The organism is Actinokineospora baliensis, assembly GCF_016907695.1.
GTDB classification, from domain to species: domain Bacteria; phylum Actinomycetota; class Actinomycetes; order Mycobacteriales; family Pseudonocardiaceae; genus Actinokineospora; species Actinokineospora baliensis.
In genome coordinates, this window is record NZ_JAFBCK010000001.1 from 4487782 (window position 1) to 4510088 (window position 22307).

At 70.8% G+C, this 22307-nt stretch carries 20 protein-coding genes; 10 read left to right on the top strand and 10 right to left on the bottom strand.

Going from position 1 to position 22307, the window contains the following annotated elements; genetic code table 11:
• Positions 1–9 precede the first annotated feature (9 nt).
• Positions 10–477 carry a hypothetical protein gene (locus JOD54_RS20600; protein ID WP_204452137.1) on the top strand — a complete coding sequence of 156 codons (468 nt, stop codon included), beginning with the start codon at positions 10–12 and terminating at the stop codon, positions 475–477.
• On the top strand, positions 474–3158 hold the full coding sequence (locus JOD54_RS20605) for a M48 family metalloprotease (RefSeq protein ID WP_204452139.1): 2685 nt from the start codon (positions 474–476) through the stop codon (positions 3156–3158). The genes JOD54_RS20600 and JOD54_RS20605 overlap by 4 nt, the downstream gene beginning before the upstream one ends.
• Positions 3159–3170: 12 nt before the next feature.
• On the opposite strand, the gene JOD54_RS20610 is transcribed toward JOD54_RS20605, so the two are convergent.
• From JOD54_RS20610 to JOD54_RS20625, 4 genes are all read right to left on the bottom strand, one after another.
• A complete protein-coding gene (locus JOD54_RS20610) occupies positions 3171–3974 on the bottom strand; it encodes an SDR family NAD(P)-dependent oxidoreductase (protein WP_204452141.1) in 804 nt (267 codons plus the stop codon).
• 116 nt (positions 3975–4090) lie between these two features.
• Positions 4091–4864, bottom strand: coding sequence for a peptidase M10A (locus tag JOD54_RS20615; RefSeq protein ID WP_204452143.1), 774 nt, complete (start codon positions 4862–4864; stop codon positions 4091–4093).
• Between the two features lie 217 nt (positions 4865–5081).
• Positions 5082–6077 (bottom strand): YdcF family protein, encoded by a 996-nt coding sequence (locus JOD54_RS20620; RefSeq protein WP_204452146.1) that lies wholly within the window; start codon positions 6075–6077, stop codon positions 5082–5084.
• A gap of 100 nt (positions 6078–6177) precedes the next feature.
• Positions 6178–6825 carry a DUF4386 domain-containing protein gene (locus tag JOD54_RS20625; protein WP_204452148.1) on the bottom strand — a complete coding sequence of 216 codons (648 nt, stop codon included), beginning with the start codon at positions 6823–6825 and terminating at the stop codon, positions 6178–6180.
• 130 nt (positions 6826–6955) lie between these two features.
• Between JOD54_RS20625 and JOD54_RS34380 the strand changes: the two genes are divergently transcribed.
• From JOD54_RS34380 to JOD54_RS20640, 4 genes are all read left to right on the top strand, one after another.
• Positions 6956–8086, top strand: coding sequence for a sensor histidine kinase (locus JOD54_RS34380; RefSeq protein WP_239573451.1), 1131 nt, complete (start codon positions 6956–6958; stop codon positions 8084–8086).
• Positions 8074–8766, top strand: coding sequence for a response regulator (locus JOD54_RS20630; RefSeq protein WP_307860194.1), 693 nt, complete (start codon positions 8074–8076; stop codon positions 8764–8766). Before JOD54_RS34380 ends, JOD54_RS20630 begins: the two co-directional genes overlap by 13 nt.
• 60 nt (positions 8767–8826) lie before the next feature.
• Positions 8827–9249 (top strand): hypothetical protein, encoded by a 423-nt coding sequence (locus JOD54_RS20635; protein WP_204452152.1) that lies wholly within the window; start codon positions 8827–8829, stop codon positions 9247–9249.
• Positions 9250–9377: 128 nt separating this feature from the next.
• The gene (locus JOD54_RS20640; protein WP_204452154.1) at positions 9378–10079 is read left to right on the top strand and encodes an NlpC/P60 family protein; all 702 of its coding nucleotides are present in this window, start codon (positions 9378–9380) and stop codon (positions 10077–10079) included.
• A 508-nt stretch (positions 10080–10587) separates the two neighbouring features.
• Here JOD54_RS20640 and JOD54_RS20645 read toward each other — a convergent pair.
• The 6 genes from JOD54_RS20645 to JOD54_RS20670 form a co-directional block, all read right to left on the bottom strand.
• Complete coding sequence (locus tag JOD54_RS20645; RefSeq protein WP_307860195.1) at positions 10588–11838, bottom strand: multidrug effflux MFS transporter; 1251 nt, start codon at positions 11836–11838, stop codon at positions 10588–10590.
• Entirely contained in the window at positions 11808–12731 is a 924-nt protein-coding gene (locus tag JOD54_RS20650) for an alpha/beta hydrolase (protein WP_204456411.1), read from the bottom strand. Before JOD54_RS20650 ends, JOD54_RS20645 begins: the two co-directional genes overlap by 31 nt.
• Positions 12732–12790: 59 nt before the next feature.
• Positions 12791–13768 (bottom strand): alpha/beta hydrolase, encoded by a 978-nt coding sequence (locus JOD54_RS20655; protein ID WP_204452156.1) that lies wholly within the window; start codon positions 13766–13768, stop codon positions 12791–12793.
• Between the two features lie 31 nt (positions 13769–13799).
• Positions 13800–14753 carry an aldo/keto reductase gene (locus JOD54_RS20660; RefSeq protein WP_204452158.1) on the bottom strand — a complete coding sequence of 318 codons (954 nt, stop codon included), beginning with the start codon at positions 14751–14753 and terminating at the stop codon, positions 13800–13802.
• Positions 14754–14805: 52 nt separating this feature from the next.
• Positions 14806–15912: a zinc-binding dehydrogenase gene (locus JOD54_RS20665; protein WP_204452160.1), complete on the bottom strand. Its 1107-nt coding sequence runs from the start codon at positions 15910–15912 to the stop codon at positions 14806–14808.
• Positions 15913–16015: 103 nt separating this feature from the next.
• Positions 16016–16738, bottom strand: coding sequence for an SDR family NAD(P)-dependent oxidoreductase (locus JOD54_RS20670; protein WP_204452162.1), 723 nt, complete (start codon positions 16736–16738; stop codon positions 16016–16018).
• 368 nt (positions 16739–17106) lie between these two features.
• On the opposite strand from JOD54_RS20670, the gene JOD54_RS20675 reads away from it, so the two are divergent.
• From JOD54_RS20675 to JOD54_RS20690, 4 genes are all read left to right on the top strand, one after another.
• On the top strand, positions 17107–18660 hold the full coding sequence (locus tag JOD54_RS20675; protein WP_204452164.1) for an ABC transporter substrate-binding protein: 1554 nt from the start codon (positions 17107–17109) through the stop codon (positions 18658–18660).
• A gap of 61 nt (positions 18661–18721) precedes the next feature.
• Complete coding sequence (locus tag JOD54_RS20680) at positions 18722–19663, top strand: ABC transporter permease (protein WP_204452167.1); 942 nt, start codon at positions 18722–18724, stop codon at positions 19661–19663.
• Positions 19660–21477: a dipeptide/oligopeptide/nickel ABC transporter permease/ATP-binding protein gene (locus tag JOD54_RS20685; RefSeq protein WP_204452169.1), complete on the top strand. Its 1818-nt coding sequence runs from the start codon at positions 19660–19662 to the stop codon at positions 21475–21477. Before JOD54_RS20680 ends, JOD54_RS20685 begins: the two co-directional genes overlap by 4 nt.
• Complete coding sequence (locus tag JOD54_RS20690) at positions 21474–22289, top strand: ATP-binding cassette domain-containing protein (RefSeq protein ID WP_204452172.1); 816 nt, start codon at positions 21474–21476, stop codon at positions 22287–22289. The genes JOD54_RS20685 and JOD54_RS20690 overlap by 4 nt, the downstream gene beginning before the upstream one ends.
• Positions 22290–22307 lie beyond the last annotated feature (18 nt).

Here is a 22307-nt window from a genome sequence, read left to right on the forward strand (position 1 = left end):
TGAACAGGTGTGGCTGACGAACGCGTGAGCTCGACCGCCCCCACCACCGTCGCGCTATCCCACCTGGCACAGCGCATTGTCACCGAGGTCGCGCCTGACCAGGGCGACTACCTCCAGGCGGTGACCGCGGCCTTGGAAACGGGCGACCGCCGGGCCCGCCTGCTCGGTGGCGCGGTGGGTTCGGGCGTCGAGCCGACCGTGCTGGCGGACCTCATCTACCCCCTGCTGACCGGAACCGTCGCCCAGGTCCTCGGCGCTGCGGGCTTCGCCGCGGTGCAACGCCGAAAGCGGTGGCGACGCAAGAACAAGGGCGGACCCCGACCGAGCACGACGATCAGCATCACGGCCGCGCAGATCGCCCCCATGCGCGAGGCCTGCCTTGCGCACGGCCAAGTGCTCGGGCTGTCCCCGGAAGAGGCGACGTTGCTCGCCGACGCGCTGGAGCGCGCGTTGCTGCGATCGCAAGACGAGCGATGACCGCCACTTCCCGAGCCGGGCTGTGGTGGGTCTACCTGTTGGTCTTCCTCGCCTTGGCGATCAACGGTGCCGGGGCCGCGCAGGCGTTGTTCATGACCAACGACCTCGGCGACACGTGGACCGTGCAGGCGTGCTACACAGCGCACGGCATCTCGATGGCCGAACCGTTGAACGTCAACCCGATCCGGGACGGGCCCGCGTCCGAAGCGTGCAGCCGCGACTACAACTTCGCGCTCGGCACCACGATGGTCATCGGTGCCGCCGCGTTGCCCGCCGCGGCCTGGCTGCTGATGGTGCTCGGCGGTCTCGTCATCCGTTGGCGGCTGCGGCCCGGTCCGGCTATCGCGAGACTTGAGGCGGGCTTCGACGAACTGTGCTCGAGCCAAGGGCTGACCGGGCGCCGACGACCCCGGCTGGTGTTGGCGGCGCGCGCGTCTGGGCACCGGCAGGCGTTCACCACCGGCGTGCCCGGCGCTCGCCTGTGGGTGGTCGTGCCCGAGGCGTACGCGCACGTCGACCCCCGCGAGTTCGACGTCGTCGTCAGCCACGAACTCGGCCACGTCCACGCGAAAGACGTCCTGTGGGCTTCGGCGGTGTGGTGGACGGGCTGGATCTCGCTGCCCGCCCTGCTCATCTCGCTCACAGCCCTCGCCGGGGATCTCGACGTGGTCTGGGACTTCTACGGCGAGCACCTGGTGGTGGCGCTGGTGACCGCGATAGCCGTCCTGGCGCTGAGAGCGGCGTTGTTGCGCCGCCGTGAGTTGGCCGCGGACCAGTACGCGGGCGAAGTGCTGGGCGACCCGGTGTCCGCGCGCGAGGTCTTGGTTGGTGCGCCGAGGAAGTGGTCGCCGTTCGCCGTGCACCCGTCGGCGGCCGAGCGTTCGGCCCCGGACGGGCGGCGGTGGGAGGGCGGGTTCGTCGTCAGCGCCGTCGCGGGTGTGGTGGCGATGTTGTGCTACCAGGTCTGCTACATCCTGATCAGCGCCTTCGCGGGCGCCACATCGGATGTGCTGGTGTCCCTCGACCTGCCGATGATCCTCGCCTGCCTGTTGTGGTCCGTCGTGCTGCTCCCCGCGTGGACCCGCCGCGCCCGATCCGGCACGACCCAATGGTTCGGGCCCTTGGCAGGCGCGGTCGTCGGTCTCGTGGGCGGGTACCAGATCCAGGTCCCCGGCGCCGCCGCGTCGATGCGCCTGATGCTCGAACAGTCCGCCCCCGAACTGGTCGGGCTGATCCTGCTGGTCACGCTCACCAGCGCGGTTCTCGCCAGGGCAGCGGCCATCCGGCTGGCCCAGACCACCACGATCGCGGCCCGGGTCGGCGCCACACTCGGAATCGCGGTCGTACTGAGCAGCGGAATCGCGGCCGTCCCCGCGGTGCTGGCGTCCGCGATGCTGTTCGACACGGCCGCCTTGGTGCGGCGGTCGGTGATCGGCGCGGGCTCCGGTCTCGATTGGACGGTCGCGGTACTGGTGCTCCTCGCCTGCCTCGCCCTGTTGTGGCGGCGCGCGGGTGGGATCTGGATCGCGCTGGCGGGCGCGCTCACCGGCGGCGCCGCGGCGGCATTCTCGTGGCTGTCGCGGGTCGAGCCAGAGCAGACCGAGGGCGCGGACTACGTGCTCGCCTACCAGTCGTGGTGGATCTGCGCCCTCGCCGGTTGGGTCGTCGTACTCGCGATCCTGCTCACCCACCGCGGCGAACCCTGGCTGTCCGCGCTCCTGCTCGGCCTGACCGCCGCTGTGGTGGCCGGGGTGCTCTGGTTCGCGATCGTCCGGCTCACCGGCAGCGGCCACGGCTGGTCCGCCCTCACCGGATCGCTGAACTACCCGTCCTGGCTCCTGCTCGTCACCGTGTTCGCGACGACGCCCGTCCTGCTGGTCGCCGCCCGCCAGTCCTTCACCCCCTCCCCGCTGCTCTGGTCCGCCACCACGGTCGTGGTGACGGCGTCACTGGCCGCCCTCATGATCACCGGCCCGTTGTCCACCCTCACCGTGGCCCCGGGCGACGGCGACGAAAGCGCAGGCGCCGCCTACGAACCCCCACCCGCGCCCATGGCCAACCCCAACGCCTACCGCCGACTGTCGGACACCGACATCATGAAAGCCGTCTCAGTGGCCGCGGCGACTTTCCCCGCCGGAACCAGGGAAGTACCGACACCGCCACCGGGCGATACCGAGGTCGTCACCCCAGCCAGCTGCCAAGACACCGTCGACCGCGCCGCGGCCGCCGAAAAGGCCGCTCCCCGCACCGCCGAACAGTCCCGAACCTTCGTCGTCCCCGTCGAAGGCGTCGCGAACGGCGTGGTGGTCGAGATCACCCTCCTCTCCTACCGGACCGAACCCCACGTCCTGGCCACTGTGGACGAAAGCCTCCGCGCCTGCGCCCACTTCACCACCCCCAACCCCACCGCCGACGACGGCGTAACCCGGGCACGGCTGATGCCCCGAACCGCCCTCCCCTCGCCATACCCGACCCGCCACGTCGCGGGCTTCGCCCACAGCACCCGAGGCCCCCAACGCGACTACGCCGTTGTTCAACAGTTGGTCACCGCGGCAGGCAACAACATCCTCCAGATCGATGTCGCGTGGACCTACCGCGCGACCCCACCCCCAGCCGCCACCGTCGCCACCATCGACCAGATCACCATCGGCGCCATGGCAGGCCTCATCGCAGGCCTGTGAGACCCGGCAGCGTCAGACGGCTTTGAGGAGGCCTGCGTCGATGGGGATGGTGGTGCCGGTGGTGCTGGCGGAGCGGGGGGAGGCCAAGAGGAGGACCATGTCGGCGATTTCCTCGGGGGTGATGAGGCGGCCGGTGAGCATGTTGAGCAGTTGGGGGGCTTGGGTGGTGAGGACCTCTTCCCTTGTGGAGCCCAACATGCCCGCCATGCGGTCCGCCGCGCCTCCCGGGTCGGTCCACCACGGGGTGCGGACGCCGCCGGGGGAGATGGTGTTGACGCGGATGCCCTGGGGGGCGAACTCCTCCGACAGGACTTTGGTGAGGTTGTTGAGGGCCGCTTTGGCCGCGCCGTAGTCGACGTTCATGGGGGAGGGTTGGGTGGCCAGGGTGGTGGAGATGTTGATGATCGAGCCGCCGCGGGTCGCCAGGTGGGGGAGGGCGGCGCGGATGGCGCGGACGGCGCTGAAGAGGTTGAACTCGAACATGGCGCGCCAGTCCTCATCGGTGGCGTCGTGGAAGGACGTTCGGGGGAGTTTGACACCCGGTGGCGGTCCGCCCGCGTTGTTGACCAGGATGTCGAGGCCGCCGAAGGCGGAGACGGCTTCGGCGATGGCCTGTTCGGGCGCGGCGGGGTCCATCAGGTCCAGCGCGGTGTGGCGAAGGGACGGTCCGGCCACCGCGTCCAGTTCGCTCGATGTGCCGCGGGACACGGCGAGCACCTTCGCGCCCTCGTCCAACAACGACCTGGTGATGGCGAGACCGATGCCCTTGGAGGCACCGGTGACCACCGCGACCCGACCAGCCAGCTTGAGATCCATTGGGGTTCGCCCTTTCTGTTGTTCTATCCGGGTGAACACCGGACCCCAGCAGAACGTTGCACTCCCGGAAACACAAAAGTCCCCTCCCAGACCAGGGAGGGGACTCGCTGTGTGTCCTACTTGGAGGCGAGGGCCTTGAGGCCCGCGTAGTCACCGGCACCCAGGAGGCGGCGGGAGGTGTCGCACGGCGAGCTGGCCGGGGTCATGGTCTGGGTGGCGTTGTTGGTCTGGTCGACGTGGCCGAGGCCCGCGGTGTGGAGGCGCTCGTGGGTGAGGGTGGTCTCGAGGTCGTACTGCTGGCCGGTGCAGTTGGCCGGCTTGGTGGTGAACCAGGTGTACGCGACGTTGTCGATCAGGGTGTCCGACGCGATGACAACACCCTTGGCGTTGTAGTAGGTGCAGGTGTAGGCCAGAACCTTCGACGGCAGGGTGCCCCAGCCGGTCACCGACTTGTTGTCGTTGCCGGTGCAGGTGGCGGTCGACGAAACCTGCGGCTTCAAAGTGGTGGTACCGGCGTAGTTGTAGGTCGAGGTGGTCAGGTTCGTCAGCCCGCAGCGGTTGGTGCCCTTGGCGACGGTGTTCGTCGAGGTGGTGATGGCGCCAAGAGCGGTCGACGCGATGTTGGCCGGAACACCGTCGCCGTTGTACAGCCAGTTCAGCGTGCCGACCTTCCAGGTCTTCAGCGCGTAGGTGGTGTCCTCGCACGCCGAGGCGGCGGAGGCGGCCGCGGCAGAGGCGGTGACGGCGTCGCCCTCGTCGTAGGTGAAGGCCTCGGCCACCAGGAACACCTGGTCGTCAGCGGCGACGACGGAGGTGACCGGCTGCGCGGCGATGATCACCGAAGCGGCGGCCAGTGCGGTGGCGGCGAGGGTGGTGATCGAGCGGCGCATCTGGTGCTCCTCGGTCGGTCTTGGCTGGATGACACAAGATTCGAGGTCCGCGGGAGCGGGTCGGGTACCGCGACGGGTGCGTCTCGGGTGCACGGCTAACCCGGCACGACGCGCTGCCGAAACTAGATGGCTCAGCCGATCCGTCGTCCCCCACACAGGCGGCCAGACGCCGCGACCTAGCGCCCACCGTGACCGCCGACACCACACAGGTGGGCGCCTAGGGCGTCACCAGCGCCGTGAACACCAGCGGCGCAACCGCCAGGACCAGCAGCAACAGCAGGTTCGTCCGCCGGTAGAAGACCAACAAGGCCACGAACTCGCGCAGGAACGCGCTGGGCACGAAGTACGACGCCGTCCGGGCGCCGACCACGGTCACCCGCAACCGCAGGCGCCGGGACAGCACCGCGGTCCGGAAGACGTGGTAGTTGTTGGTCACCGCCACCGTCTTGCCGGTGTGACCGCGCTCGTCGAGCAGCGCGATGCTGTAGCGGAGGTTCTGCTCCGTCGTGGTGGCCCGGTCCTCCAGCACGATCCGATCCGCGGGCACCCCCTGCTCGCGCAGGTACCCGCTCATCGCCTCCGCCTCGGACACCAGCTCATCGGCCCCCTGACCGCCGGACACGACGACCAGGGCGTCCGCGCGGTGCTCCCGGTACCGCACCGCGCGGTCCAGCCGGGCCTTGAGCAGCGGCGGCACCTTGTCGCCGCGCAGACCGGCGCCCAGCACGATGATCGCGCCTGCGCTGGCGCGCTTGCCCAGCCTGCTGTAGATCGCCGAATACGCGACCAGCGCGATGAACAGGAACGCCAGGTACCCGGCGACCAGCGACACCGAGGCCGCCACCGCCACCAGCCACGGCGACCCGCCGGAGGCCATCGCGGCCACGGTCAGCCCGACCACCCCCAGCGCGGCGACCCCGGCGAGCAGCGACAACAGGTTCGCCAACCGGCGCCCCTCCCGCCGCCACATCACCACACCGTTGGCGATCAGGGCCAGCGGCAGCACGAGCAACACCAGCAACGCCACCGCTGCCGCCACCCAGATCAGGAAAGCACGCAGGAACTGGACACCCGACAGCGCCACCAACAACCACAGCCCCGCGAGCACCGCGGCGATCCCGAGCCACACCGCGTTGCCCAACCGCCGGGGTTCGCGGTACACGCGCGCGGCGAACACCAGCAGTGCCACCAGCGCCAGAACTCCGAAGACCATGACCCTCCGCGGCCGTCCGCACCACCACCGGCGTCGAGCCGTGACCGTAGCACCCGGTCCCCGACCCCGGGCACCTGGCCGGTCGAGTGGTCCACTGTGGTCAGTCGCGGGTTCGGACACCGCGGATGAGCAGGTAGAACATCAGGCCGAACTCCGCGATCCACGTCGGTGCCGAGACCACCTCGCGCAGCAGGGTGGGCGCGGTGGGCAGGGTGAACGCGAGGACCGGATCGGCGACCCAGGCAACTGTGCTGATCATGAGCAGGACGCCGAGGACGCTCGGGAACAAGGGCGAGCGGTAGGCCAGATAGCCCATCGGCAGCAGCCAGAGACCGAAGAACACCCCGGCGAGGACGTAGCCGTCGGTGTGCAGGTCGAGCAGGAGCGCGGCCAGGGCCGGATCGTCGGTCGCGCGCAGGGCGCCCGCGTGCAGGGCCAGGTTGAGCACGATGAGTCCCGCGCCGACCGACACGAACACCAGCAGGGCGTTGGCCGCCAGGTGGTCCACGTGGTGCAGCAGGCGCTGGAGGGTGAGTCCCAGTAGGACGAAGACGACCGCCATCAGGACATCCGCCGCCAGACCCCAGCGGTACAGGGTCTCGTTGGCGACGATGTTCGCGGCCGTGGCCGCCGGGTCGCCGGGAACGCGAATGGATCCGCGCACGAACAGCTCTGCCCAGCCGCCCAGCACGGCGAGCAGCAGGTACAGCGCTCCAGCGGTTCGGGCGAGCGTCACGGGTTTGGTCATGGCGGCAACGCTGCCGGGCGGGCGAGCGCCGCACCTCCCCGCGCGGGCTCGACCTCCTCCACCCAAAGGTGGAGCCGCCCCAGCCCCGAGACGGGTCCGCGGCTTGTCGGGCACCACCTAAACTCCGCTCATGTCACGAGCCTGGCGGTACCTGCTCGCGGTGGGTATCGGTGCCGCCGCGTGGTGTGCGATGGCCGCGGTCCTCGTGTCCGAGTCGATGACCGCGGCCGAGGAGGACGCGGTCGGGGCGATCCTGGCGGTGGACGCGCTCGTCGGCCTCGTGGCGCTGACCCTGCTCCCGCTGAGGCGGCGCTACCCGCTGGTCATCGCGTGCGTGACAAGTGCGGCTTGCGCGGTGTCGGCGGTAGGCCTGGGACCCATGGTTGTGGCTGTCGCGTCGATGGCCACGCGGCGACGCGCGGTGTGGGTCGGTTCGGCGGCCGCGGTGTTCGTCGCGGGAATGGTCGCCTCGGACCTGCTGTGGCGCAAACCCGAAGGTGGCGCTGCCGAGGTGGTCACCGGTGTCGTGCTCGCGGGCGTGATCTTCGGCGCGGCTGTCGTCACCGGCTACTACACCGCCGCTCGCCGTGAGCTGGTCGACTCGCTGCGTGACCGCGCACGCACTGCGGAACGCGAACAGGCATTGACCGCTGTGGTCGCCCGCGACGCCGAACGCACCCGCATCGCCAGGGACATGCACGACGTCTTGGCGCACCGGATCTCCCTGGTCGCGTTGCACGCGGGCGCGTTGACCTACCGTGACGACCTCAGCCGGGGTGAGACGGTCAAGGTCGCCCAGACCATCCAGTCCAACGCGCAGCTCGCGCTGAGCGAGCTGCGCGCCGTGCTCGGCGTGCTGCGCCCCGACGACCCCTCCGACCAGCCAACCCTCGCCGAGTTGCCCGCCCTGGTGGCCGACGCGCGCGAAGCCGGAGCCGAGGTTTTGGTCGACAACCGTTGCCCAGCAGGGGAATCACTGCCAGAACACCTGTCATGCACCGCGTTCCGCGTCGTGCAGGAAGCCCTGACGAACGCCCGGAAGCACGCGCCGGGCGCGCCGGTCACCATCCGGATCTCCGGCGCCCCGGCGGGGGTGCTCGAAGTCGAGGTCCACAACCCGGTCGGGCCCGAGGGCAGCGCACCCCCGGGCGTGGGGCTCGTGGGGCTGGCCGAACGCGCGGAACTCGTCGGCGGCACCCTCCACCACGGCCGGTCCGACGGGTCGTTCATCGTCACCGCGAGGCTGCCGTGGCCGAGGTGACCCCGGTGCGGCTGGTGGTCGTCGACGACGACCCGCTGGTCCGCGCGGGCCTGCGGATGATCCTCGGCGGCGCGCCCGACATCGACGTCGTCGGCGAGGCCGCCGATGGGCGCGCGGCGATCGACCTGGTCGACCGCGAACGCCCGGACGTCGTGCTGATGGACATCCGCATGCCCGGCGTGGACGGTCTGGCCGCCGCCCGAGCGCTGCGCGACCGGGCCAGCGCGTCCCGGGTCATCGTCCTGACCACCTTCGACACCGACGACATGGTGCTGGCCGCCCTCCGCGACGGCGCCGCGGGCTTCCTGCTCAAGGACACCGACCCCACCGACCTCATCGCCGCCATCCACCGGGTCGCGCGCGGCGAACCGATGCTCTCGCCCAGCGTCACCGCCCGCCTCATCGCCGTCGCCACCCGACAACCGGGCGACGACCCCGCCCGCCGCACCGCCCACGCCCTCCTGGGCACCCTCACCGCCCGCGAACGCCAGGTCGCCGCCGCGGTCGCCGAGGGCCTGTCGAACACCGAGATCGCCCAGGCGCTGCACCTGGGCGTGGCCACGGTCAAGACCCACGTCGCCGCCGTGTTCGGCAAGCTCGCCGCCGCCAACCGGGTCCAGGTCGCCCGACGCGTCCACGACGCCGGACCGGACTGGCAGGAGCACCTCCCACCCGGGTAACGGCCCGCGCGGACGCGGCGACGTGATCATTACGACGCGACGAGGCGAGGGGAGCGGCAGATGTCCTACCAGGGACCGCCGACCGGCGGACAGCATCAGCAGCAGCCCGAGCCGCCCCCGAAGACCACCATCAACACGCACGGCCTGTTCGGCGTGCTGCTCATCCTGGCGGCGGTGGGCATCGCGATCAGCAAGCACTGGGACATCCCGTGGCTGTACTTCCTCGTGGGCATCGTCGGCTACGCGGCCGCGATGCTGGCCCTGACGTTCCAGATCAGCCAGTCCGAGCGGCCGAACCAGGGCCACCTGGCCGAGCACCGGTTCACGCTGCTGCGCGCCCAGTACGGCGCGCACCTGACGTTCCTGTTCCTGATCGGCGGGTTGCTGCTGCCCTTCGACGGCTTCTGGCTGGGCGTGGCGATCTTCATCGCGTCCCTCGCCGCCGGGATGGCGATCCCGTTCCTGCTGGTGCGCCAGCGCTGACGCGCAGGTCACAGGGTCTTCTAGGCGATCTATAGGGATCGGCGGTCGATCTGGAGGGGGGTTGCAGACCGGTCCCCGATCCTTACCTCGCAGGGCATCCGTCCGGTGCCCGAGGAGAGCGAGGACTCATGAAGAGCGTGTGCGCGGTGGTGGCCGTCCTGGGCGCGATGACCTTCGTCGGCACCGGCTACGCGGAGGCCGACGAAGGTCATCGCGACGGTGTGCTGGCCCGCGCACGGGCATGGGTGGACCAAGGCGTCCCCTACGGCCTCAACGACTTCACCGACGGCTACCGCCGCGACAGCGCCGGTTTCATCGCCATGGCCTGGTCCCTCGACGACAACCCGACCACCCGCCGCCTCCCCGACCACGCGGTCCGCATCGACAAGGACCAACTCCAGCCCGGGGACGTACTTCTGTGGACCAGCCCCGACCCCCGCACCCCCGGCCACGCCCGCCTCTTCGGCGGCTGGACCGACCCCGCCCACAACGGCTACTGGGTGTACGAGGAGACCGCCCCCAAGGCCCGCTACCACGAGTACACCTGGCCCAACACCGCCGCGACCTACCTCCCGTACCGCTCCACCACGCTCCCCGAGCCCACTCCGATCCCAGCAACCACAACAGCCCCAACAACCACAACCGAACCCCCAGCACCCCCCGCGCCGTCTTCGCCCGAGTCAACCCCGCCAACCCGGCCCGCCGAGCCAGCCCCGCCAACCCGGCCCACCGCGTCAACCCCGCCAGCCCGACCACTGGACACTCGGAACCTGAGGTGCCAACTGCTCGATGGGGCGGACTTGTTTTGCGTGGGGGAGCGGCAGTCGTAGCGTCGTCGCGCTGCAGGGCCATGCTTTTCGGCCCCAGCTTTGCGGTCCTGCCACGGCTGGCGCAGGGGCCCCGCGCAAAACAAGTCCGCCTCATCGAGCCCATCCAACCCACCACGGACCGGGTCGCAATGCCGAAGGCGAGCCGACCCCGAAGCCGCTGGTGCCAACCCAGCCCCCCCGAGCCAGCCCCGCCAGCCCGACCACTGGACACTCGGAACCTGAGGTGCCAGATGCTCGATGGGGCGGACTTGTTTTGTGTGGGGTGGCGGCAGTCGTAGCCTTGCCTCGCTGCAGGGCCATGCTTTTCGGCCCCGGCTTTTGCGGTCCTGCCACGGCTGGCGCAGGGGCCCCGCGCAAAACAAGTTCGCCCCATCGAGCACACCCACACCCCACGGACCGGGTCGCAATGCCGAAGGCGAGCCGACCCCAGAAGCCACCCACCCCACCGAGCCACCACACGCCCAGGGGGTGCTCCGCGAACGGAACACCCCCTGCCCACGACCAACCATCACACCACCCCCGGTGGCACGACCTCCAACTTCTCGACATCCACCACGCGACGAGAACGTCGACGAAGCCCCGGCAGCACCGCGACCAGAACCAGCGTCGCCGCCGCCGTGTAGGCCACCGCCATCGTCAGGCTCATCGTCAGCGGCGTAGTGCCGCCCAGCGAGACCAAGGGCGCCACCAACGGCCCGACCGCGAACGACGTCGTCCCCAGCAGCGCGGCTGCGGTTCCGGCGCGTTCACCGTGGTCGGCCAGGGCGAGAGCGGACCCGTTGCCCTGGGTCACCCCGCCGACCAGCATCAGCAGTGCCAGCGCGATCAGCAGCGGCACCAGCCCGCCGCCCACGAGCACCGTCACCAGCATCGCCACCGCCGCCAAGGCCGTGATGACCGTGCCGACCGTGTACATCCGCTCCGGACCCGCGCGCCGCACGACCACCCGGTTGATCTGCGCGCCGATGATCGACATCACCGCGTTGGCCGCGAAGCAGACGCTGAACCACTGCGGTGACAGCGAGAAGCTCTCCTGCAGCACGAAGCTGATCGACGCCAGGTAGGTGAAGAACGCGACCCCGCCGCAGGCGCCCACGACGAGGAAGCCCAGGAACAGCTTGTCCCGCAACACCGCCCCGAACTGCCGCCCGCTGCCCTTCACGTGCCTCGCCCCCGGCGGCAGGCTCTCCGGCAGTGACGTCAGCGCCAGGACGAACAGCGCGACCCCGATCCCGGCCAGCACGGCGAAGATGCCGCGCCAGCCGATGTAGGGCGCCAGCTGCCCGCCCACGACCGGTGCGACGATCGGGGCTATCGCGCCCACCATGGTCAGCATCGCCAGCAACCGCACCAGGTCGACGCCCTGGGTCAGGTCGCGGGCCACGGCCAGGGCGATCACGATCCCGGCCGACCCGCACAGGCCCTGGAAGAACCGGGCCGCCAGCAGCAGTTCGATCGACGGCGTCACCGCGCACACCAGCGACAGCACCGCGAACAGCGCCACCCCGGTCAGCAGCGGCTTGCGCCTGCCGAACCGGTCGCTGAGCGGGCCGACCGCGAGCTGGCCGAGCGCCAGCCCCAGCATGCACGCCGACATCGTCGCCTGGGCGAGGCTCTCGCTGGTGCCGAGGTCGGTGGCGAGCTGGGGCAGCGCGGGCATGTAGAGATCCATCGAGATGGGCCCGAACATCTCCAGCAGGCCCAGCACGACGGCGACGCGGCGCAGGCTCACGGGGACCGCAGGATCCGCCGCAGCCACGACAGCCGGGTCTCCTCGGCCGTGCGCGACACCTGCGCGTCGGGGGAGAACCCGGAGAAGCCGTGGTACCCGCCCGCCCACACGTGCAGCTCGGCGTTGCCGCCGGTCGCCCAGATGCGCAGCGCGTACTCGGTGGCCTCGTCCCGGAAGATCTCCGCCGCGCCCACGTCGATGAACGCCGGTGGCAGGTTGGACAGGTCGGCCATCCGCGCCGGGACCTGGTACGGGGACGCCTCGTCGGTGAACCGCAGCGGGCCGAGGATGGCGTCCCACGCGGTGTCGTTGTTGTTGCGGTCCCACGCGCCGCGCCCGTCGTACTGCCGGGTGGACACGCTCTCGTTGCGGTCGTCGAGCATGGGGCACAGCAGCACCTGCCCGGCGATGTGCGGACCGCCGCGGTCGCGCGCGAGCAGCGAGACCCCGGCGGAGAGCCCACCACCGGCACTCGCCCCGGTCACCACGATCCGGGAGGCGTCCACACCGAGCTCCTCGGCGTGCTCGGCCAGCCACACCAGGCCCGCGTAGCAGTCCTCCACCGCGGCGGGCGCGGGGTGCTCCGGGGCCAACCGGTACTCGACCGACACGCCGACCGCGCCGAACCGCAGCGCGTCCGCGATCAGGCCGTCGACGCCGAAGTACCGGTTGCCCAGCACCATCCCGCCGCCGTGGATGCAGTAGAACGCGGGCGCGTTCGGCGCCAGGTCCCGCGGTCGCACGATGGTCAGGGTGATGTCCGGGGCGCCGTCGGGGCCGGGGACGACGCGGTCCTCGACGTCCACCGGGCGGTCGCCGACGATCTGCTCGACCGGCGGGACGATGGTGGCGAAGTGGTCGCGGTTGACCAGGATCGTGTCCGCGCGCAGCGGGATCTGCTCGACCAGGTCGAGGAACATCGCCAGCCCCGGTTCGAGCTCGGGGTCGTACGGGACGGGCGGGACGGGCTCGTAGGTGCTCACTTCGCCTCCAGACCCAGGACCCGGCGGAACCACGAATCGCGGGTCGCGAGCGCGGCCTGGCTCACCGGCCAGTCCGGGACGTACATGTCGAACCCGTGGAAGGCGCCGCTCCACACGTGCAGCTCCGCCTGCCCACCTGTCGCCCAGATGCGCAGCGCGTACTGGGTGTCCTCGTCGCGGAACGGTTCCGCGCTGCCCACCTCGATGAATGCGGGCGGCAGACCAGACAGGTCGGTGGCCCGGGTCGGCGCCGCGTAGGGCGACACGGCGTCGGTGCCGACGGCGTCGCCGAGCAGCGACTGCCAGCCCGCCAGGTTCGACTCGCGGGTCCAGGTGCCGATGCCCCGGTACTGGTGGCTGGCGACGGTGGTGTTGGTGTCGTCGATCATCGGGCACAGCAGCAGCTGACCCGCCAGCGCGGGGCCACCCCGGTCGCGCGCCAGCAGCGCCACGCCCGCGGACAGGCCGCCGCCCGCGCTGCCGCCCATGACCACGATCCGGTCCGGGTCGACGTTGAGCTCGGCCGCGTTCGCCGACATCCACACCAGACCGGCGTAGCAGTCCTCCACCGGGGCCGGGTCCGGGTGCTCGGGGGCCAGCCGGTACTCGACGTTGACCGCGACGACGCCGAGCTCCAGCACCAGGGCCAGCAGCCGGGGCACGTCCATGTTGCGGTGGCCGACCATCATGCCGCCGCCGTGGATGTTGTAGAGCCCGGGGACCGGCCCGGTGAGCCCGCGCGGGGAGATGACCGTGATCTCCAGGTCCGGGGCGCCGTCGGGGCCGGGGACCAGCCGTTCGACGACGTCCACCGGCGCGTCCCCGACGGCCACCGCGGCGGGCGGGAACATCGCGGCCTTGCCCGCGCGCATCGCCGGGATCGTCTCGGGGGTGAAGGGCGGGGCGTCGGGCATGACGATCTCGGCGAGCGCGGGCTCGATGTCCGGGTCGAACGGGACGGGAGTGGGGCTCACAGCAGGCTCCTCGCTTGCGGGGACAGGGGGATCAGGGGCCCTCGGGGTTGACCACGTCGCGGTCGACCCAGAACGGCTCGACCAGCGCGCGCAGCTGCTGGGCGCCGACGCGCTCGACCAGGTCGACCGCGGCGAGGTTGTCCTCGAGCTGGGACTGCTTGGTGGCGCCGAAGAGGGTGGTGATGTTGGCCGGGTGGGTCAGCGTGAAGGCGACGGCCAGCCGGGCGGCGCTGGTGCCCAAGCCCGCGGCGACCTCGGCGACGGCGGCCGCGTTCTGCTTGATCCGCTCCTGCACGCCGCCGGGGTCGCGGCCGATCTCGCGGCCGGTGGTGGACCCGGCGAGCAGGCCGCCCTCGAGCACGTCGGAGGACTGCATGGCGAACCCGTCGGCGAACAGCGCCGCGAACGGTTCGCCGTCGGGGATGCTGCGCCGCCCGATGCTGTACTTCAACTGCGCGATCGCGGGCCCGTCGACGCCCTTCTCGGCAGCGATCTCCTGCAGCCGCCGGATGTTGGTGGCGGACCAGTTGTTGACCCCCCACGCGCGGATCTTCCCGGCGCGCTGGAGCCCGGCGAGGTCCTCGACGAGGTCTTCCAGGACGATGTCGTCGCGCCGGATGTCGCCGAGGATGACGAGGTCGGCGACGTCGAACCCGCCGCGCAGGAACGCGTTGTCCAGCTGCGGGCCGAAGCCGTTCTCGCCGAAGCCCTCCAGCCACAGCTTGGCCGAGACGAGGTACTCGTCGCGGGGGATGCCGGAGGCGCGCATCAGCGCGTTCCAGATGACGTCGGTGAACACCGGGGTCATGCCGGGCACGCTGTAGACGCCGACGTCGAACAGGTTGACGCCCGCGGCGACCGCCGTGCGGATCATCGCGACCGCGTCGGCGAAGTCCATCCGGTCGTAGGTGTGCCAGGAGCCGAGCGACAGCTGCGAGAGCTCCAGGTCGGTCGTACCCAGGCGACGGCGGGGGAGAGTGGACACGGTTCTCCTCAAGAGGTGTGGCGGGGTGTGGTGGGAGCGCAACCGTTGGGACTTATGGCAGCCGGGGGTCGATTACAGCTTTGACCTCGTCGAGGCGGTGCATGGCGGCGATGCGCTCGGAGGCGCCGGAGAGCCCGACCGGGGTGCCGAACAGCTCGTCCCACGGGAAGCGGTGGCCGAAGGCGCCGAAGAACTCGATGGCGCGGTGGTAGTCGGAGATGTCGCCGTTGAGCGAGCCGGAGATGGTGAGTTCCTTGCCCATCACCGCGCCCAGCGGCAGCGGCGCCGAGGTCGGTCCGGTGCTGCCGACGATCACGACCTGGCCGCGCTGGGCGGCCATCGCCACGGCCTCGGGGCCGACGGTGGGGGCACCGGCGAAGTCCAGCACCAGGTCGGCGCCGCGGCCGCCGGTGAGCTCGGTGACCCGTTCGATGATGCCCTCGGAGCCCGCGGCGATGTCGACGACGGCGTCGGCGCCGAAGCGGCCCGCCAGGGTCAGCCGGGACTCCGGTGCGCCGACGGTGATCACCTGGGCGGCGCCGGAGATGTGCGCGACGGCGGTGGCGAAGATGCCCAGGGCGCCGGATCCCTGCACCACGACGCGCTTTCCGGTGAGTCCACCGACGTAGGTGAACGCGCGCAGCACGGTCTTGGCCGCGCACCCGGCCATCGCGGCCCAGGTGCTCGGGACGGTCTCGGGCAGCAGCAGCTTCGCCGCGCGCGGGACGACGTAGGCGTACTCGGCCAGACCGGCGGTGGCGTACGGGGGTACGTCGGAGCGCTGCAGGAAGCCGTACCCGCGGCGCGAGCAGGCGACCGGTTCGCGCAGCACGACGCAGCCGTGGCACTCGCCGCAGGTCGACTCCGACCAGCCGATCCTGGCGCCGACCTCGATGTCGCGGCCGAGGGCGTCCTTGGTGCCCGCGCCGACGGCGACGACCTCGCCGACCATCTCGTGGCCGAGCACCATCGGCAGCATGCCGGGGAAGCTCATCTTCCCGGACCAGATCTCCACGTCCGTGCCGCAGAGCGTGGCGCAGGAGATCCGCACCAGCGCCGCGCCCGGCTCCACCTCGGCGGGCAGCGGGAGGTCGATCAGGCTCAGCGGCTGGCCGTGCTCGGTCAGCACCGCCGCGCGGGTGGAGGTGGGGACGGTCATCGTTGTCCTTCCGATCACGGGGAGGTCGGGTGATGAGGATCGTTAGTCTACGACTGTTGACTAAAATGTCGAGACCTCGGCCACTCCCGGCCGCGGGCCGGGGTCAGCCCAGGAGTTGGCCGCCGTCGACGGGCAGGCTGGTGCCGGTGATGTGCGCGGCGGACTCGCCTGCCAGGAACACCACGGCCGCGGCGACCTGGGCGACCGGGGCCAGTTGCCGCAGCGGGATCCTGGCCAGCCACGCCTCGCGCGCGGGGGAGCCCTCTGGCAGGCCCATCTCCAGCATCGGGGTGAGCACCGGGCCGGGGGCCACGGCGTTGACCCGGATGCCGTGCTCGGCCAGTTCGATGGCCGACCAGCGGGTGAGCGCGTCCACCGCGGCCTTGCTGCTCTCGTAGCCGCCCATGCCCGGCGTGGGCTGGCGGCCGCCGATCGAGGACAGGTTCACCACCGCGCCGCGCACGCCCGCGTCGACCATCCGGCGCGCGACGTGCTGGGTCACCAGGAAGGTGCCGTGCACGTTGGTGGTCAGGATGCGCAGCATGTCCGCGGCGGGCAGGTCGAGCAGCCGACCGTGCACGGTGAGCAGGCCCGCGTTGTTGACCAGGACGTCCACCCGGCCCACCGCGTCGAGCGCGCGGGAGAGGGAGTCCTCGTCGGTGATGTCCAGGTCGACGGCGCGGGCGCCGAGTTCGGCGGCGGCCTCGGCGGCGCCGTGGATGTCGGCGACGACCACGTCGTCGCCGAGCGCGGTGAAGGCGGCGGCGATCGCGCGGCCGATGCCACCCGCGCCTCCGGTGATCAGAACGGTGCGGGCAGCGGTCATCGTCGATCCCCCGTTGTGGGCACAGGTGAGTGGGTCAGTATACGAGCGTAGAAAAACGATTGGTCCGACCACAAGCCGCCCGAACGCTACGCAAGGTTGCGGTTCGGTGTCGGAAGCGCTTCGCCGCCGTGACCCTCGGGGCATATGCCCAGTACACGGGATTCTTCGTCCAAAGGTGGGATGGATCGTCGACGAACGTGGAGAAAACCGCTGGTCACCGGAGCATTGCTTTTTTTGCCGACGAACGTAGACTATCCCGCACCACGGTGAGCCAGGTCTCACTTCTTGATCATCCATGTACGGGCGGAGCGGCCCCGCAGTCGCGGAGCGTGACCCCACCGGCAGTCCAGCACCCGAGAGAAGGCTCGATGACCAGGACACGGACAACGGCATTGGTCGCGGTGGCCGTCGCGGCCGCCACCGCGCTCGCCGCATGTACCAGCGCGGGCGGCGGCAACACCCCCGGCGGCTCCACCGCCGGTGGCGGCGGGGGCGCCGAGATCACCGAACTGAAGGCGGGCGTGTTCCTCGACGTCACGTCGTGGGACCCGGCCAGCGCCGACATCGGCTTCGACGGTCCGTACCTCTCGGCCGTCTACGACCCGCTGGTCGCGCTGGACAACGAGGCCAAGCCGATCCCGGCGCTGGCGACCAAGTGGGAGTGGTCGGCCGACCGGCTCACCCTCAGCATGGACCTGCGCACCGGTGTCACCTTCGACGACGGCCAGAAGTTCGACGCCGCCGCCGCGGTGGAGAACCTCAAGCACCTCAAGGCCGGTGTGCGCTCGGGCCAGGCCTACCTCAACGTCGCCGACGTGAGCGCCAAGGACGACGACACCGTCGAACTCAAGCTCACCAAGCGCGACGACTCGCTGCTGTACTTCATGGGTCTCGGCCGCAGCTGGATGGCCTCGCCCGCGGCGATCAAGGCCGACGCGCTGGCCAAGGGCCCGGTCGGCTCCGGCCCCTACAAGTTCGTGGCGGACAAGTCCGCGCCGCAGTCGCAGTACGTCTTCACCAAGAAGGACAACCACTGGGACAGCGCGACCTACCCGTTCAAGGACGTGCAGCTGCTGCCGATCATGGACCAGGCGGCCAGCTTCAACGCCATGCAGTCCGGTCAGCTCAACCTGCAGTTCGCCAACGCCGCCAACCTGCCCAAGGCCAAGGAGGCGGGCTGGAACATCGCGTCCAAGCCGTCGTCCTGGGTCGGCGTGCAGTTCGCCGACCGCACCGGCTCGCAGGTCAAGGCGCTCGGTGACGTCAAGGTCCGCCAGGCCATCGCCTACGCCTTCGACTCCGCGGGCATCCTGCAGGCCGTGGGCAACGGCGCCGGTACCGCCACCAACCAGCTGTGGCCGGTCGACGGCCAGGTCTACGACAAGTCCATGGACGGCAAGTACCAGACCAACATGGACAAGGCCAAGCAGCTGCTGGCCGAGGCGGGCTACGCGGGCGGCTTCTCGGTGAAGATGCCGATGTCGCCGATCTTCCAGGCCTGGCAGCCCGCCGCCAACCAGACCTTCGGCGACCTGGGCATCAAGGTCGAGTGGGTCGACATGGCGATGCCCGACTACCAGAAGAACGCCCCGACCTACCCGATGTTCCTCGCCGTGATCGCCATGAGCGGCAACGACATGGCGACGCTGTCGGACCAGGTGACCACCGCCCAGTGGTACAACCCGAACCCGTCGGTGGACAAGTTCCCCGAGGTCAAGTCGCTGGTCGACGAGGTGGAGAAGGCCGAGCCGGGCGCGGCGCAGACCGAGCTGCTCAAGAAGCTGAACACCAAGCTGGTCGACCTGGCCTGGTGGGACGTCTGGTACCAGGCGGACAACATGTACTTCAGCGCCAAGGGCATCAAGGTCCAGCCGGTCACCGGCATGATGTTCCCCACCCTGCGGTTCATCCAGCGCGGCTGAGGCCACCAGTTGCTCCGGCGGGCCCGCTCGAGGGCGGGCCCGCCGGTGAGGAGCCGAGACTATGTTTTCCTTCATCGCCAAGCGTCTGCTGTCGGGCATCCTGCTGCTGGCGGTCGTCACGACCGGCACGTTCTTCATCGCGCACGCGGCCATCGGGGACCCGACCCCCGGTCTGCTCGGCAACAGCGCCACCCCCGCCCAGCAGGCGGCGCTGCGCGCCAAGATCGGCATCGACCGGCCGCTGCTCACCCAGTTCTGGGACTGGCTCACCCACGCCGTCACCGGTGACTTCGGGACCTCGTGGCGCACCTTCACCCCCGTCAACGACGACCTGGCGCTGCGGCTGCCGGTGACGCTGTCGGTGGTCGTCTTCGCCACCGTGCTCTCGGCGGTCTTCGGGGTCATCATCGGCATCGCCTGCGGTCTGCGGCCCGGCAGCGTGTTCGACCGGCTCCTCAAGTTCGTCTCGGTCGTGCTGTTCGCGCTTCCCGGCTACTGGCTGGGCATCGTGCTGGTGCAGGTCTTCGCCCTGGGCCTGGGCTGGTTCGACGCGACCGGCTACGTGTCGCCCAACATCTCGGTCAGCGGTTGGCTGCGGTCCATCACGCTGCCCTCGGTGGCGCTGGCGCTCGGCGCGATCGTGATGATCGCCGAGCAGTTGCGCAACAGCTTCCTCGAGGTCAACAACCAGGACTTCGTGCGGACCCTGCGCGCGCGGGGGCTGTCCAAGCGCCGGGTCGTGCGGCACGTGCTGCGCAACTCCGCGCCCGCGGCGCTGACCGTGCTGGCGATGATGTTCGTCGGCCTGCTCGGCGGCGCCATCATCGTGGAGTTGGTCTTCAACCTGCAGGGCATCGGGTTGCTCACCCAGCAGTCCTCGCAGAACGGCAACATCCCGGTGCTGCTCGGGCTCACGGTGATGACCGTGGTGTTCGTCGTCGTCATCAACCTCCTGCTCGACCTCGTGCTCGGGTGGGTCAACCCGAAGGTGCGCGACCGATGACCGCTGCCCCGTTCCCCGCCAACCTGGCGCCCGTCAAGCGGGTCTCGCTGTGGCGGCGCTTCCTGCGCCGCCCGGCCGGTGTCGTCGCCCTCGTGGTGATGATCCTCATCGTGCTCGTCGCGGTCCTCGCGCCGTGGCTGGCGCCCTACGACCCGAACCTGGTCAAGCTCCGGATCACCCACGCCCCGCCCGGCGGCGACCACCTCCTCGGCGGTGACTCCGGCGGCCGCGACATCCTCAGCAGGTTGATCTACGGTGCGCGCACGACCCTGTTCGGCGCCGCCATCACCTGCGTCTCCGCGGTGCTGATCGGTGTCCCCGCGGGCGTGTGCGCCGGGTACTTCGGCGGCGCGGTCGACCGGGTCCTCACCTGGATCAGCGACGCGGTGCAGTCGATCCCCGTGCTGCTCATGCTGATGATCGTGGCGGCGGGCACCGGCCAGTCGTTCCCGGTGCTGATGGTGGTCCTGGGCCTGTTCATGGCGCCCGGCTACTACCGGATCACCCGCGGTCGCGCGCTGGCGGTGCGCAAGGAGCCCTACATCGACGCGGCCCGCGTCTCCGGCGTGACCAACCCCCGCATCCTGCGCACCCACATGGCACGCGCGGTGTACCCGCCCATCGTGGTGCAGTCGGCGCTGACGGCGGGCCTGGCCATCGGCCTGCAGGCAGGCCTGCAGTTCCTCGGCATCGGCTCGGCGCAGACCCCGTCGTGGGGCCAGATGATCTCCAACGGCATGCTCGTGATCAACACCCACGGGCTGATCCTGCTGTGGCCCTCCGTCGCGCTCGGTCTGACCATCGCGTCGCTGGCGTTCATCGGCACCACGTTGGCCGACCTGATCAGCATCCGGGTCGAGCAGCCCACCAGGCGGATGCGCCTGCGGACCCGCCAGCAGCTGGTCAAGGCCCCCGCGGTCGCCGACCTGCCGCAGCGCGCGGTCAGCGGGACGCACGTCCACGAGGTCGCCGACTGCGCGCTGCGCATCGACAACCTGCGGGTCGGCTACCCCGCGCCCGACGGCGGGGTCAAGGAGGTCGTCCGGGGGGTGTCCCTCGACGCGGGCCCCGGCGAGGTGCTCGGCATCGTCGGCGAGTCCGGCTCCGGCAAGACCCAGACCATGTTCGCGGTGCTCGACCTGCTGCCCATCGGCGGTACCGCGGTCGCCGACGGGATCCACCTCAACGGCAAGGAGATCGGCAAGCTCCCCGCGCTCGAGCGCGCGGCGCTGCTGGGCCGCTCCATCGGCTACGTGCCGCAGGAGCCGATGACCAACCTCGACCCCAGCTACACCATCGAGCGCCAGCTCGTGGAGCCGCTGCGGCAGGTCCAGGGCCTGTCCAAGGCCGAGGCGCGCAAGCGGGCCAGGGAGGTGCTGGTCCGGGTCGGCATCACCGACGTCGACCGGGTGCTGCGCTCCTACCCGCACCAGATCTCCGGCGGCATGGCCCAGCGCGTGCTCATCGCGGGCGCGGTCTCGGGTCGGCCCTCGCTGCTGGTCGCCGACGAGCCGACCACCGCGCTCGACGTCACCGTGCAGGCCGAGGTGCTCGAACTGCTGCGCGAGCTGCAGCAGGAGTACGGCATGGCGCTGGTCATCGTGACGCACAACTTCGGCGTGGTCGCCGACATCTGCGACCGGGTCGTGGTCATGAAGGACGGCCGGATCGTGGAGACCGGGACGGTCGAGCAGATCTTCCGCAGCCCCGCCGACCCCTACACCGCCGAGCTCATCGACGCCTCGCTCGACGACGCCGACGGCAGGCTCCAGCTGGACGAGGCCCACGTGGGCGGAGAGGACGGTGCCCGATGAGCCCGCTGCTGACCGTCGAGGACCTCGTCGTCGACTACCGGCTGGCCCGCAACGTGCGGTTCCGCGCGCTCAAGGGCGTGTCGATCACCGTCGACCAGGGCGAGTGCGTCGGCCTGGTGGGGGAGAGCGGGTCGGGCAAGTCGACCCTGGGCCGGGCGCTGCTGGGCCTGGCGCCGGTCGAGTCCGGCCGGATCACCTTCGACGGCCAGGACATCACCCACGCCAAGGGCGCCGCCAGGCGCAAGCTGGCCAACGACATCCAGGTCGTGTTCCAGGACCCCTACGGCTCCCTGGACCCGACCATGACCGTCGGTGAGATCCTGGCCCAGCCGCTGCTGGTGGCCAAGACCGCGCGGCCGGGCGCCGTGATCGAGGAGATGCTCGACCGGGTGCGGCTGCCAGCCGACTCGGTGCACCGCTACCCCAGCGAGTTCTCCGGCGGGCAGCGGCAGCGCATCGCCATCGCCCGCGCCCTGGTGCGCAGGCCCCGGCTGATCGTGTGCGACGAGCCGGTCAGCGCGCTCGACCTCACCACCCAGGCGACGATCCTGGACCTGTTCATCGAGCTGCAGCGCGAGACGGGCGTGGCCTACCTGTTCGTCTCGCACGACCTGGGCGTGGTGCGGCGGGTCTGCCACCGCACCTCGGTGATGTACCGGGGCGAGATCGTCGAGTCCGGACCAACCCGAGCGGTCACCGAGGAGCCGACCGACCCGTACACCAAGCGGCTGCTGCTGGCCGCTCCCGTCGCCGACCCGGAGCGCCAGGCCCAGCGCCGCGCCGCCTGGCTCGGCCTTCGCGACTCGGCTTGACCGAGCCAGCATTGGAGT